The 12,507-nt window shown below is 72.8% G+C and carries 10 protein-coding genes and 1 pseudogene; 3 read left to right on the top strand and 8 right to left on the bottom strand.

What is annotated here, in order from left to right:
- Positions 1 to 126 precede the first annotated feature (126 nt).
- Positions 127 to 1,824 (top strand): acyl-CoA dehydrogenase family protein, encoded by a 1,698-nt coding sequence (locus tag Q7L73_RS14580; RefSeq protein WP_304690459.1) that lies wholly within the window; start codon positions 127 to 129, stop codon positions 1,822 to 1,824.
- Here the strand turns inward: Q7L73_RS14580 and Q7L73_RS14575 are convergent.
- Together Q7L73_RS14575 and Q7L73_RS14570 are read right to left on the bottom strand one after the other, a co-directional pair.
- The gene (locus Q7L73_RS14575; RefSeq protein WP_304690458.1) at positions 1,821 to 3,956 is read right to left on the bottom strand and encodes a hypothetical protein; all 2,136 of its coding nucleotides are present in this window, start codon (positions 3,954 to 3,956) and stop codon (positions 1,821 to 1,823) included. The two genes, Q7L73_RS14580 and Q7L73_RS14575, sit on opposite strands and share 4 nt — an antisense overlap.
- A gap of 63 nt (positions 3,957 to 4,019) precedes the next feature.
- Positions 4,020 to 5,543 carry a carboxypeptidase M32 gene (locus Q7L73_RS14570; protein ID WP_304690457.1) on the bottom strand — a complete coding sequence of 508 codons (1,524 nt, stop codon included), beginning with the start codon at positions 5,541 to 5,543 and terminating at the stop codon, positions 4,020 to 4,022.
- 46 nt (positions 5,544 to 5,589) lie between these two features.
- Here Q7L73_RS14570 and Q7L73_RS14565 point away from each other — a divergent pair, with 46 nt between their 5' ends.
- A complete protein-coding gene (locus Q7L73_RS14565) occupies positions 5,590 to 6,759 on the top strand; it encodes a site-2 protease family protein (RefSeq protein ID WP_304690456.1) in 1,170 nt (389 codons plus the stop codon).
- 442 nt (positions 6,760 to 7,201) lie between these two features.
- The gene (locus Q7L73_RS14560) at positions 7,202 to 7,828 is read left to right on the top strand and encodes a response regulator transcription factor (RefSeq protein ID WP_304690455.1); all 627 of its coding nucleotides are present in this window, start codon (positions 7,202 to 7,204) and stop codon (positions 7,826 to 7,828) included.
- A gap of 31 nt (positions 7,829 to 7,859) precedes the next feature.
- Here Q7L73_RS14560 and Q7L73_RS14555 read toward each other — a convergent pair whose 3' ends face one another.
- From Q7L73_RS14555 to Q7L73_RS14530, 6 genes and pseudogenes are all read right to left on the bottom strand, one after another.
- On the bottom strand, positions 7,860 to 8,615 hold the full coding sequence (locus tag Q7L73_RS14555; protein WP_304690454.1) for a tyrosine-protein phosphatase: 756 nt from the start codon (positions 8,613 to 8,615) through the stop codon (positions 7,860 to 7,862).
- A 33-nt stretch (positions 8,616 to 8,648) separates the two neighbouring features.
- Entirely contained in the window at positions 8,649 to 9,707 is a 1,059-nt protein-coding gene (locus Q7L73_RS14550; protein WP_304690453.1) for an aspartate-semialdehyde dehydrogenase, read from the bottom strand.
- Positions 9,704 to 10,951, bottom strand: coding sequence for an aspartate kinase (locus tag Q7L73_RS14545; RefSeq protein ID WP_370552389.1), 1,248 nt, complete (start codon positions 10,949 to 10,951; stop codon positions 9,704 to 9,706). The genes Q7L73_RS14550 and Q7L73_RS14545 overlap by 4 nt, the downstream gene beginning before the upstream one ends.
- Positions 10,952 to 11,017: 66 nt before the next feature.
- Complete coding sequence (recR, locus tag Q7L73_RS14540; protein WP_304690451.1) at positions 11,018 to 11,644, bottom strand: recombination mediator RecR; 627 nt, start codon at positions 11,642 to 11,644, stop codon at positions 11,018 to 11,020.
- A gap of 26 nt (positions 11,645 to 11,670) precedes the next feature.
- Complete coding sequence (locus tag Q7L73_RS14535; RefSeq protein ID WP_304690450.1) at positions 11,671 to 12,015, bottom strand: YbaB/EbfC family nucleoid-associated protein; 345 nt, start codon at positions 12,013 to 12,015, stop codon at positions 11,671 to 11,673.
- Positions 12,015 to 12,507: pseudogene (locus Q7L73_RS14530) on the bottom strand (hypothetical protein); the annotation flags it as partial. The pseudogene Q7L73_RS14530 and the gene Q7L73_RS14535, both read right to left, overlap by 1 nt.

Raw genomic sequence — 12,507 nt, 5'->3', positions numbered from 1 at the left:
GCCTCGAGCCTTTCGATTTTCCGGGGTAGCCGCGCGATGCTATCGCCGATTGTCAGACAAAGGCCGCGTCAGCGTGTCGTCGCCAAGCTGCGCGGGAGGCGTGCAGATCGTGCTTGACTGTCACTCATGTCCCTCGCGCCGCCCGGGGAGACGCAGGCAACGCACCGCGTCACCAACCAGCCGCCTCCGCTGGAGGGCCTCGACCTGTTCAGCGAGAACCGCCCGCTGGTGGAGGCGCTGGAGCGCGAAGGCGGCGGCTGGGCCGCCGCCGACGCGGCGATGGTCGGCGAGATCGCGGGCGGCGAGGCGATCCGCTGGGGCTTCGAGGCGAACGAGAACCCGCCGAGACTGAAGACGCACGACCGCTTCGGCAACCGCGTCGACCAGGTCGACTTCCATCCCTCCTGGCACCACCTGATGCGGACCTCAGTCGAGCACGCGGTCCACGCGCTGCCGTGGCGCGAGCAGCGGCCCGGCGCGCACGCCGCGCGAACCGCGCTGTTCCTCACGCTCACGCAGCCCGAGGCCGGCCACGCCTGCCCGATCACGATGACGTTCGCCGCCGTGCCGGCGCTGCGCGCGCAGCCGGAGCTGCTGGAGACGTGGGAGGAGCGGCTGACCTCGGCCCGCTACGACAGCCGCGACCTGCCGGCGGCCGAGAAGACCGGCGCCCTCTGCGGCATGGGCATGACGGAGAAGCAGGGCGGCTCCGACGTGCGCGCGAACGCGACCGTCGCGAAGGCGGTCGGCGCCGGCGGCGCGGGCGCGGAGTACGCGCTGAACGGCCACAAGTGGTTCTGCTCGGCGCCGATGTGCGACCTCTTCCTGATGCTGGCGCAGATCGAGGGCGAGGGGCTCTCCTGCTTCGCGGTCCCGCGCTGGCGGCCCGACGGCAGCCGCAACGCCTTCCAGCTGCAGCGGCTGAAGGACAAGCTCGGCAACCGCTCCAACGCCTCCTCCGAGGTCGAGCTGCGCAACGCCTACGGGCAGCTCGTCGGCGAGCCCGGCCGCGGCGTCGCGACGATCATCGAGATGGTCAACCACACGCGCCTGGACTGCGTGATCGGCTCGGCCGCGGGGATGCGCTGGGCGGTCTCGCTCGCGACCCACCACGCCGCCCACCGCAGCGCCTTCGGGCGGCTGCTGAACGAGCAGCCGCTGATGGCCAACGTGCTCGCCGACCTGTGCGTCGAGTCGGAGGCGGCGACGGTCACCGCGATGCGGCTGGCGCGCGCCTACGACGAGGCCGGCGACCCGGCCGGCGACCCCGCGGCGGTCGCGCAGGCGCAGGCGTTCAAGCGGATCGCGACCGCGGTGATGAAGTTCTGGGTCTGCAAGCGCCAGGCGCCGCACGCCGCCGAGGCGCTGGAGGTGCTCGGCGGCAACGGCTACGTCGAGGAGTCGGGGCTGCCGCGGCTCTACCGCGAGGCGCCGCTGAACTCCGTCTGGGAGGGATCCGGCAACGTCATCTGCCTCGACGTCCTGCGCGCGCTCCACGATGATTCAGATCCCACCCGCCCCCGCGAGGCGTTCCTCGCCGAGCTGGCGCTGACCGACGGCGCCGATCCGCGCCTCGACGCGCACGTCGCGACGCTGCGCAAGCGGCTCGCCGACCCGACCGACGCCGAGCTGCGCGCCCGCCGCACGGTCGAGGCGATGGCGCTCGCGCTGCAGGGCTCGCTGCTGGTGCGCCACGCGCCGCCGGCCGTCCGCGAGGCGTTCCTCGCCTCGCGGCTGACCGGCGACCACGGCAGCGCCTTCGGCACGCTGCCGCCCCACGTCGCCTTCGGCGCGATCGTGGAGCGGCACCGGCCGCGGCTCTAGCGCCCTGTCCAGGTCCCGGAGTAGCAGGACGTGCCGGCGCCGCAGGTGTCGACGACGCGCCCGCCGACTCTGAGGAACTCCGACTTCTGCGCGCGGGCGGCCGGCGTCGCGCGCGGCAGGCCGTGCGGGTCGTGGCCGTCGTTGGCGGCACCGCCGTCGACCGCCTCGACCGGCGCTCGGTTGACGAGCGGCGCCGGGTTGTTGCCGAGCGCGCCGCCGTCGCGCACCGGGCCGGCGTCCCACAGCACCAGCGCCGAGCCGGCGTAGGGGAAGCCGCCGATCGGCTTCAGCCCGTAGAACGGCGATCTGACCGGGATCCGGCCGGCGTCGGCGAGCGGCGTGCGGACGCGCGCGCCGATCGTGCGCGCCTCGACCTGCGCCATCGTGTCCGAGACCTGGAAGTCGCCGAGCGCGACGTGCAGCAGCACCTCGTGTCTGGGCGTGTTCTTCAACGGGTCGCTCGTCATGTGGTGGGCGACGCCGTTGGCCTCCGAGCGGTCCCACAGCATCTGCGCCAGCGTCAGCACGAGCGGCCGCGAGTGCTCGGCCGGGTAGCCGTTGTCGAACGCGGGCGAGAACTGGCCCCAGTCGGTCGAGCGCGGCAGCAGCACGCTGTAGTTCATCCCCGGCACGCCGAGCACGGCGCGGTCGAAGTCGGGCGCGAACGCCGTCAGCGCGCCGCCGAGGATCCCGCCCTGGCTGTTGCCGTCGTAGAAGAGGCGGGTCGTGTCGATCAGCCGCTGGCCGTCGGCCGTCTGGAAGGCGGGGTCGGCGGCGAGGCCCTGCGGGTGGACCAGCAGGCGGCCGAGGTACAGCTCGTTCAGCAGGCCCTGCTGTATGCGGTCGACGAATCTGCCGAAGTTGGAGAAGTCGCCGAGCATCGTGATCGCGGTGACGATGTCCTCGTTGGCGAAGCCGATCTCCGGCGTCGCGCAGAAGACGAAGTCGTGCTCCTGCGCCATCGCCTGCACGTTGGCGGCGGTGACCTCGGTGTGGCGGCCGAGCAGCCCATGGCCGTACAGCGACGGCCGCGCGGGCGCGACCGGGCCGCCGGCGACGCCGCTGGCGCGCGGCACGATGCAGAGGAATCTCGCCTGGTAGACGTTGCCGGGGATCTGGCTCGGCAGCGTGTCGGCGCCTCTGTCGGGGTAGTGATAGCCGGCGCCGGGCGGGCAGCCGACGACGTTCAGGTAGCACGGCACCTCGACCGTGCCCTCGACCTGCCGCGCGATCAGCGGGTTCTGCTCGGGGGTGAAGTCGGTGACGGCCTGCAGCGCGTATCTCGGCGCGGTGCCCTCGACCTTCAGGTCGGCGAGGTCGGTGTCGCCGAGCTGCTTGAAGGCGTCGTCGCGGATCTGCAGCATCCGCTCCGTCAGCGCGCGCTCGGAGGAGACGGTGAAGTCCCACGCCAGGTAGAGCGTTCTGTCGCGCGCGACCTTCGCCCTTCTCAGCGTTCTGAAGATCGACGCGAACTGCGGCCGCCGCAGCTCGACGGCGCGGCTGCGGGTTCTGATCTCGTCGCGGAAGAGGCGGAAGCCGGGCGGCGCCGTGAGCGCTCTCCCCTTCGCGTTGCGCAGGTCGCGCAGCACGACGACGTAGCGGCGGCCCTCGGCGAGGTTTCTCGCCGGGTGGATCAGCAGCGTGCGCTCCTTCGCGCTCGTCGCCTGCGCGTCCAGCTCGACCCAGATCAGCTGCCGCTTGCCCGTCTGCGCGTCGAGCAGCAGGACGGGCTGGTCCTTGCGCTTGTACTGCGACAGGTCGGAGAGCGTGACGGCTCTGGTGCGCGCGAGCGCCTTGTCCCTGTCGAGCCCGGGGACCTGGACGACGATCTGCTGCCCGGGGCTGAAGCCGTCGTTGCGGTTCCACTCGGCCGGGTCGATGCGGACGCCGTTCTGGTTGGCCGGCATCGAGGCGCGCGTGAAGTGGACGCGCAGCCCGGTCGCGGTCCGTCTGTCGCGGATCGTGAAGCGGTCGCTGGGGAACGGCAGCATGCAGTCGCGGCCGGCGATGAACTCGCAGCGGTCGGCGTTGCGCAGGTCGAGGCCTGCCGGCAGTTTCGCCGCTGAGGCGCTGGCGGATGCGGCCACGAGGCAGCAGCCCGCGAGCGCCAGCGCGCGGATGACTCTCTCCATGCGCGCGAACGTACCACCGCGCCGTCGCACCGAACCGAGGCGCGACGGCGGCGGTTCGCGCCGCTACGAGAGACCGTAGAGCGGGGTCAGCTTCGTCGTCAGGTAGTCGACGAACGGCTGCACCTGGATCGGACCGCCGAGCACCCGCCGCTGCAGCTCCTTCGGCGGCAGCTTGCGCCCGTATCTGTGCAGCTGCTCGCCGAGCCAGGCCCGCAGCGCGGCGCCGTCGCCGGCCGCCAGTTGGGCGTCGAGGTCGGGCAGGTCGGTGCGCGCCTTCTGCCACAGCTGCGCCGCGATCAGGTTGCCGAGCGCGTAGGTCGAGAAGTAGCCGATCTCGCCGGCCGACCAGTGGACGTCCTGCAGCACGCCGTCGGCGTCGTCGGGCACGTCGACGCCGAGGTACTCCTTCATGCGCGCGTTCCACGCCTCCGGCAGGTCCTTCAGGTCGAGCGCGCCGGAGAGCATCTCCCGCTCCAGCTCGAAGCGGAGGATGATGTGGAGTCCGTAGGTCGCCTCGTCGGCCTCGACGCGGATCAGCGACGGCTGGACTCTGTTCACCGCGCGGTAGAACTGGTCGGCATCGACGCCCGAGAACCGCTCCGGGAAGGTCCGCTGCAGCTCGCCGTGGAGGAAGCCGGCGAACGGCCGCCCGCGGCCCACGACGTTCTCCCACAGGCGGCTCTGCGACTCGTGCCAGCCGAGCGAGACGCCGCCGGCCAGCGGCGTGCGCGCGAGCTGCGGCGCGACGCTCGCCTCGTAGAGGCCGTGGCCCATCTCGTGGATCGCGCCGTAGAGCGACATGCCGATGTAGGACGGGTCGTAGCGGGTCGTGAGGCGCACGTCGGTCGGTCCGAAGCTGGTCGCGAACGGGTGCGCGGCCTCGTCCAGCCGCCAGCCGTCGGGCGACCAGCCGAGCCGCTCCAGCACGCCGCGCAGCAGCACGGCCTGGCGCGCCGGCTCGAAGTCGCCGTGCAGCGGCGCGTTGTCGACCGCGTCGGCGCGCTCGGCGATCCGCGCGATCAGCGGCACGAGCGCGGCCCGCAGCTCGCTGAAGAGGGCGGCGACCTCGGCCGTCTTCATCCCCTCCTCGTAGTCGTCGAGCAGCACGTCGTAGGGGTCGTCCGGGCTCTCGTCGGCGAACAGCTCGACGTACTGCCGCTTCAGCTCGACGTTGCGCTGCAGGAACGGCAGGAACGCGGCGAAGTCCGATCTCGCGCGCGCCTGCACCCACGCCTGGTGGCCCAGCGCGCCGGCGCGCGCCATCTCGACGGCCAGCTCGGCCGGGACGCGCTTGGACTTCTCGTAGTCGCGCCGGGCGACGCGGATCAGCGCGGCGTCGTCGGAGTCCGGGTCGGCCGCGCGCAGCGCCTCCTCCTCGCCCTCGAGCTGGTGCAGCAGCCTGCCGATCGCCTCGTCGGTCGCGCGTTCGTGGACGATTCCGGAGAGCGTTCCGAGCTGCTCCGCGCGGAGCGGCGCGGCGCGCTCCGGCATCATCGTCTGCTGATCCCAGTCGAGCACCGCGACGGCGCTGCTGAGGTCACTGATCTCGGCGAGCCGCTGGCGCAGCTCCTGCAATGGACCGCTCATGGGCCTCCTCGCGGGTCTGAAGTCGTCGCTGTGCGACCATTGCAGCATGTTCGGCAGGAGCGGATCGATCCAGCTGGCCCGCATCTTCGGCATCCGCGTCGGAGTCGACTTCACCTGGTTCGTCGTCCTGTTCGTGGTGATCTTCTGGCTCTCGGACGAGTTCCAGCGGTCGCTCGGCGGCAGCGACACGCAGGCGTACGTGACCGCCGTGATCGCCGCGCTGCTGCTGTTCGCGTCGGTGATCGTGCACGAGCTGGGACACGCGCTGGCGGCGCGCCGGCACGGGATCGAGGTCGCCGGCATCACGCTCTCGCCGCTCGGCGGCTTCGCGCTGATGAGCCGCGAGAGCCGCACGCCGAAGGAGGAGCTGCAGGTCGCCGGCGCCGGCCCGCTGGCGACGTTCGGGGTGCTGCTGCTGTGCGCGCTCGTCTGCCTCGTCGCCTACGGGCCGAGCGAGTTCGCCGACGCGGCGCTGCTGCGCAACGACCTGCCGACGACGCCGCTGTCGCTGACGCTCGGCTGGCTGGCGACGATGAACTTCATCGTGCTCCTCTTCAACCTGATCCCCGCCTACCCGCTCGACGGCGGCCGCCTCACGCGCGGGCTGGTGTGGCAGCTGACCGGCGACAAGGAGCGCGGCTCGCGCGTGGCGGCGCGGCTCGGCCAGGTGCTCGGGATCGTGCTGATGGGCCTCGGCCTGTGGGCGCTGGTCGCGTTCGACCCGTTCATCGGCATATGGGCGCTGCTGGTCGGCTTCGTGATCAGCGGCTCGGCGCGGGCGCTGCTGGCGCAGACGGTCTTCACCGCGCAGCTGGAGGACGTGCGCGTCGCCGACATCATGGACGAGCAGCCGGTGAGCGTCCCGCAGGAGCTGACGGCCGACCGCGCGCTCGACGAGTTCTTCCTGCGCTACCGCTGGCCGTGGTTTCCGGTCGTCGACGCGGCCGGCCGCTTCGTCGGCGTGCTGCGCGAGGACGGCGCGCGCGAGGCGGTCGAGAGCGGCCGCCCGGTGCTGCCGGTCGCCGAGCTGATGGACCCGGACGAGCACGAGCGCTGGCGGATCGACGAGGACCGCACGCTGCGCGAGCTGCTGGAGGCCGACGGGATGCGCTCGCTCGGCGCGGTGATGGCGGTCGACCGCGCCGGCGTGCTGCGCGGCGTCGTGACGATCGGCCGTCTGCGCCGCGCGGTGCAGGCCGCGATCGCGAAGCCCTGAGCCGGCCCGGCCGGCCGCCTGCCGCCGCGCCGGCCGCCGCGTGTGACGACGGTTGCGGCGGGCGAGGGCCGAACGCCGGGCGCTCCAGAAGGGCCGCGCGCAGCCGGCCCGCGCGGGGGAACGCGGACCGGCGTTGGCGCTTGAGCGCCCCGGGGCCATGCGGAATCGCAACGCAATGGCCGGGGACCTTCTACCCCAGATGTCAGAGACAGCGCCAGCCTCCCGGAAGGCGAATCGTCTCTGCGGCCGTAACCCCTGCCGTCGTGTCCGTGGGGCAGAAGACGAAAGGGATACTCGCGGATCCCACCCCGGCTGTCGTCCCCTCGCGGGGGTGATCTTGGGGGGACCGCACGGGGGATCGAGGGGTGAGGCGAAGGGGTAGACAGGGGTGAGATGAACCTCCCCTCGTTGTCACACCGACAAGTAGACTCTCACTAGTCGGATGTCTCTCCGTGCCCCTGTCAGCGTGATGATCGGCCGGTTCGAGGACCTCGTCGGCCGCGGTCTGCGGGCCCTGATCGAGGAGGACCCGAACCTTGCGGTCGTCGCCCACGACGTGCCGCCCGAGCGGATCGCGGGCACCGTCGCCGACCATGCGCCGCAGGTCGCGCTGCTCAACTTCGGCTCGCTGCAGCGGCCGACCGACGTGCGCGAGCTGGCCGGCGCCAACCCGGCCACGCGCCTGATCGTGCTCGCCAACCGCCCCTCCCCCGCCGAGTGCAACCAGATGCTCGCGTTCGGCGCGACCGCCTGCCTGTCGAAGGAGACGCAGGCGCGCGACGTGCTGAGCGCGATCCATCTCGCCTCACGCGGGCTGCACGTGCTGCCGCGCACCGCGCGCGACCCGCTCGGCGCCGAGAGCCCGCGCCAGGCCGGACCGCAGCTGCTGACGCCGCGCGAGGCCGACGTGCTCGAGCAGCTGCAGCAGGGCCGCTCCAACGCCGAGATCGCGATCGCGCTGCACGTCGGCGTCGAGACGGTGCGCACGCACGCACGCAACATCTACCGCAAGCTCGGCGTCCGCTCGCGCCGCGACCTGGCGCGGATCGGCGAGCCCGCGGCGCACTGAGCGGTCGGGCCGGGCGCGGCGTGCGCGCCGCTCAGCCGCGCAGACGGCCGAGCAGGCCGCGGCGGCGCTTCAGCGCGACCGTCTCCGGCGGCGCCTGGCCGGCCAGCACCATCGCCGGGTGCTCCTCGCACAGCAGCCGCACGGCGGCGCCGAAGCCGGCCTGCTCGAGCGGCTCGCGCAGGCCCGGCCGGCGTCTCTCGGCGCTGTGCGAGTCCGACGCGAAGGTGTGGGCGAGACCGGACTCCATCAGCGCCAGCGCGCAGCGCTGCACGTGGCGGCCGAATCTGCCCTCCAGCGCGCCGGCCGTCACCTGCGTGCGCACGCCCGCGCGCACCAGCCGCGCGACCTGCTGCGGCTCGCGCTGCAGCAGCGGCGCCCGCTCGGGATGGGCGAGCAGGATCTCGAAGCCGCGGCGGCGCAGCGTCGCGACGCCCTCCTCCAGCGGCGCGGTCGCCGTCAGCGGCGACTCCAGCAGCAGCCAGCGGCCGCCGTCGAGCGTCAGCCCCGACAGCTCCTCGTCGCTGCGCCCCAGCGCCCATCTGAGGTCGACCTCGGCGCCGTGCACCAGCTCCAGCGGGATCGACGCCGCTCTCAGCGCCGTCCGCATCTCGATCAGCCCGCGCGCGATCCTCGCCTCGTCGTTGGGCCAGGCGGCGATCGCGTGCGGCGTGACCGCGACCGTCCGCACGCCCGCGGCGGCCTGCGCCTGTGCCAGCCGCAGCGCGGCGCCGAGGTCCGGCGGACCGTCGTCGATCGCCGGCAGCAGGTGGCAGTGGAGGTCGATCACCGCGGGCTCACGACAGGCCCGGCCGCGCCCAGCTCAGCTCGCGGCGCGCGCCGCGCTGCCGATCAGCCCGCGCTCGTGCAGCAGCTCGGCGAGCTGGACGGCGTTGAGCGCCGCGCCCTTGCGCAGGTTGTCGGCGACGACCCACAGGTCGAGCGCCTGCTCGTTGCCGGGATCGCGGCGGATGCGGCCGACGAAGACGTCGTCCTGGCCGGAGGCCTCGATCGCGAGCGGGTAGCTGTTCGCGTCCGGGTCGTCGAGCACCGTGATCCCCGGCGCCGCGCGCAGCAGCTCGCGCGCCCGCTCGGGCGACAGCGGCCGGCGCGTCTCGACGTTGACCGCCTCCGAGTGGCCGTTGACGACCGGCACGCGGACGCAGGTCGCGCTGACGCGGATCGACTCGTCGCCGAGGATCTTGCGCGTCTCGTTGATCAGCTTGCGCTCCTCGTCGGTGTGGTCGTCACCGGGAGCGAAGTTGCCCGCGTGCGGCAGCGCGTTGAAGGCGATCTGATGCTTGTAGGCCTGCGCGGCCGGCACCTCGGCGCCTTCGACGACGGCCTTCGCCTGGCCCAGCAGCTCGTCGACGCCGACCTTGCCGGTGCCGGAGACGGCCTGGTAGGTCGAGATCACGAGCCGCTCGATGCCCGCCTCCGCGTGCAGCGGCTTGAGCGCGACGACCATCTGCATCGTCGAGCAGTTGGGGTTGGCGACGATCCCTCTGTGGCCGTCGAGCGCCTCCGGGTTGACCTCGGAGACGACGAGCGGGACGTCCTCGTGCATCCGCCACTTCGAGCTGTTGTCGATCACGACCGCGCCCGCCTCGGCGAACTTCGGCGCCCACTCGCCCGAGGTCGAGCCGCCGGCGGAGAAGATCGCGACGTCGAAACCCTGGATCGTCTCGTCGGTCAGCGGCTGGACGACGAGGCCGCCGTCGAGCACCTTGCCGGCCGAGCGCTCCGAGGCGAACGGGACGACCTCGGAGGTCGGGAAGCCGCGCTCTCTCAGCAGCTGCAGCATGACGGTGCCGACCTGGCCGGTCGCACCGACGACGGCAAGGCGGTAGGGGGCGGGCGGGCGGGAACTGAATCCGCTCATCGCGCCTGCTCCCCGATCGGCGCCTCGGCGACGATCCCGTCGGCGCCCAGCTCGAAGGCGCCGTGGAGCGCGCGCACGGCCGTCGGCACCTGGTCGGCGGCGATCACGCAGGAGATCTTGATCGGCGAGGTCGAGATCATCTCGATGTTGATCTCGTGCTCGGCGAGCACCTGGAAGACCTTCGCCGCGACGCCCGGATGCGACTTCATGCCGGCGCCGACGATCGAGACCTTGCCCATCTCCGGCACCGACTCGACCGAGTCGATCCCCAGCTCGGCCGCGACCGGCTCCAGCGCGTCCTGCGCGGCGCGCAGGTCGTCGCGCGGGACGGTGAAGGAGACCTCGGCCTTGCGGCCCTCCTCCAGCGGCTCGTTCTGGATGATCATGTCGACGTTGCAGTTCGCGTCGGCCAGCGCCGCGAAGATCTTGGCGGCAGCGCCCGGCTCGTCCGGCACGCCGACGAGCGACAGGCGCGCCTCGTCGGTCGAGTGCGCAACGGCGGTGATGAGGGCGTGCTCCATGGTCTCCTGCTCTCCGACGACAAAGGTACCGGTGGAGTCGTCGAAGCTCGACCGGCAGTGGATCCGCACTCCGTGGTTGCGCGCGTACTCGACCGAGCGCAGCTGCAGCACCTTCGCGCCCGAGGAGGCCATCTCGAGCATCTCCTCGAACGAGACGACATCGAGCTTTCTGGCGTCCGGGACGATCCGCGGGTCGGCGCTGAAGACGCCGGGGACGTCGGTGTAGATCTCGCAGACGTCGGCGTCGACGGCGGCGGCGAGCGCGACGGCGGTCGTGTCCGAGCCGCCGCGGCCGAGCGTCGTCACGTCCTGCGCGGTCGAGACGCCCTGGAAGCCGGCGACGAGCACGATCAGGCCCTCGTCGAGCGCCGTTCTGATGCGGTCGGCGCGGACGTCGAGGATGCGCGCCTTCGTGTGCGAGGTGTCGGTCACGATGCCGGCCTGCGAGCCGGTCAGCGAGATCGCCTTGTGGCCGAGGTCGTTGATCGCCATCGCGCAGAGCGCGCACGAGATCCGCTCGCCGGTCGACAGCAGCATGTCCATCTCGCGCGGGTCGGGCGTGTCCGACATCTCGTTCGCGAGCGCGACCAGCTCGTCCGTCGTCTTGCCTCGCGCCGACAGCACGGCGACGACGTTGTTGCCCTCCTCGCGGGCGGCGACGATGCGGCGCGCGGCGCGCTTGAGTCGTTCGGAGTCGGCGACGGAGGTCCCGCCGAACTTCATGACCACGGTTCCTGACACAGTCGTCCTAGGGTAACCGAGGCGCGCGGTGCGGGAGTGACCGGGGCGCTACGAGAGCGCGCGGCGACCGGCGAGCGCGCGGCCGAGCGTCAGCTCGTCGGCGTACTCGAGGTCGGCGCCGACCGGCAGGCCGCTGGCGAGGCGCGTGACGACCGTCTGCGGGGCGCGCTCGCGCAGCTGGTCGGCGATGTGCAGGGCGGTCGCCTCGCCGGTCGTCGTCGGGTTGGTCGCGAGCACGACCTCGCGGATCGCCGGCGCGCCGTCCTCGGGCGTCGCCGTAACGCGTCTGTACAGCTCCGCGATCCGCAGGTCCTCGGGGTCGACGCCGTCGATCGGCGAGAGCGCGCCGCCCAGCACGTGGTAGCGGCCGTGGTACTCGTGCGTGCGCTCGATCGGGATGATGTCGGACGGCTCCTCGACGACGCAGATCAGGCTCGCGTCCCGGCGCTCGTCGGAGCAGATGCGGCAGCGCGGGCCGTCGGCGAGGTTGAAGCAGATCTCGCAGAGGCCGATTCTCGCCTTCACGTCCTTGATCGCCTCGGCCAGCGCGAGCGCGTCCTCCTCGGAGGCGCGCAGCAGGTGGAAGGCGAGCCGCTGCGCCGTGCGCCCGCCGATGCCCGGCAGTCTGCCGAGCTCGGTGATCAGCCGCTGGACGGGGGGCGCGAAGGTGGACATGGTCGGCGCTGGCTCGCTCTGCGCGGCTAGAAGCCCGGGATCCCGAGCCCGCCGAGGCCGCCGCCCGGACCGCCGAGGCCGCCGGTGACCGAGCCCATCCGTCTCTCGGCGAGCTCCTGCGCGGCGCGGATCGCCTCGTTGACGGCGACGAGGATCGTGTCCTGCAGCAGCTCGACGTCCTCGGGGTCGACCGCCTCAGGGTCGACCGTGATCGACTTGACCTCGAGGTCGCCGCTGATCTTGACCGTCACCATGCCGCCGCCCGCGGCCGCCTCGACGACCTCGTCCTTGAGTCTCTCCTGCGCGGCCGCCATGTCGGCCTGCATTCTCTGGACCTGCTTGAGCATCTTCTGCATGTTCGGCTGGGGCATCAGGCGCCGCCTTCCTCGGGATCGTCGATCAGCTCCTCGGCCTCGAACTCTGCCACGAACCTCGCGACCAGCTCGTCGTGTGACAGCTCCGGCGCCGCGGCCGCGGCGGCCTCCGGCTCCACCTCGGTCAGGTCGCGCAGCTCGTAGACCGGCTTGAGGCTCACGCCCGCGAGCGCCAGCAGCGCGGCGGCGACGAGCCGCCTGCACTCGTCGCCCTCGGCCTTGCGCTTGAAGAAGGCGGCGCTGGGCGAGAAGGCGAAGACCGCCTCGGAGCCGGTCACGTCGAACGGCCTCGCCTCCCCGAGCGCGGCGGCGAGCATCGCGTTGTCGGCGCGGACGGCGTCTATGACCGCCGGCCAGATCTCGCGCAGCGCCGCGAGGTCGAAGGCGCCGCCGGGCGCGGGCGGCGCGGCGGGCGCGGGTGCGGCGGCAGGCGCGGGTGCGGCGGCAGGCGCGGGTGCGGCAGCAGGCGCGGGTGCGGCGGCAGGCGCG

The organism is Conexibacter sp. CPCC 205762 (assembly GCF_030646155.1).
Lineage (GTDB): Bacteria > Actinomycetota > Thermoleophilia > Solirubrobacterales > Solirubrobacteraceae > Conexibacter.
Note: the sequence above shows the minus strand (reverse complement) of the source record. Positions and strands in the feature narration are given on the sequence as shown.

Bases quoted from the DNA above. Each gene is read 5' to 3' on its own strand.
- Q7L73_RS14580 (WP_304690459.1), top strand. From the start codon at position 127: ATGTCCCTCGCGCCGCCCGGGGAGACGCAGGCAACGCACCGCGTCACC.
- Q7L73_RS14575 (WP_304690458.1), bottom strand. From the start codon at position 3,956: ATGGAGAGAGTCATCCGCGCGCTGGCGCTCGCGGGCTGCTGCCTCGTG.
- Q7L73_RS14570 (WP_304690457.1), bottom strand. From the start codon at position 5,543: ATGAGCGGTCCATTGCAGGAGCTGCGCCAGCGGCTCGCCGAGATCAGT.
- Q7L73_RS14565 (WP_304690456.1), top strand. From the start codon at position 5,590: ATGTTCGGCAGGAGCGGATCGATCCAGCTGGCCCGCATCTTCGGCATC.
- Q7L73_RS14560 (WP_304690455.1), top strand. From the start codon at position 7,202: ATGTCTCTCCGTGCCCCTGTCAGCGTGATGATCGGCCGGTTCGAGGAC.
- Q7L73_RS14550 (WP_304690453.1), bottom strand. From the start codon at position 9,707: ATGAGCGGATTCAGTTCCCGCCCGCCCGCCCCCTACCGCCTTGCCGTC.
- Q7L73_RS14545 (WP_370552389.1), bottom strand. From the start codon at position 10,951: ATGAAGTTCGGCGGGACCTCCGTCGCCGACTCCGAACGACTCAAGCGC.
- recR (WP_304690451.1), bottom strand. From the start codon at position 11,644: ATGTCCACCTTCGCGCCCCCCGTCCAGCGGCTGATCACCGAGCTCGGC.
- Q7L73_RS14535 (WP_304690450.1), bottom strand. From the start codon at position 12,015: ATGCCCCAGCCGAACATGCAGAAGATGCTCAAGCAGGTCCAGAGAATG.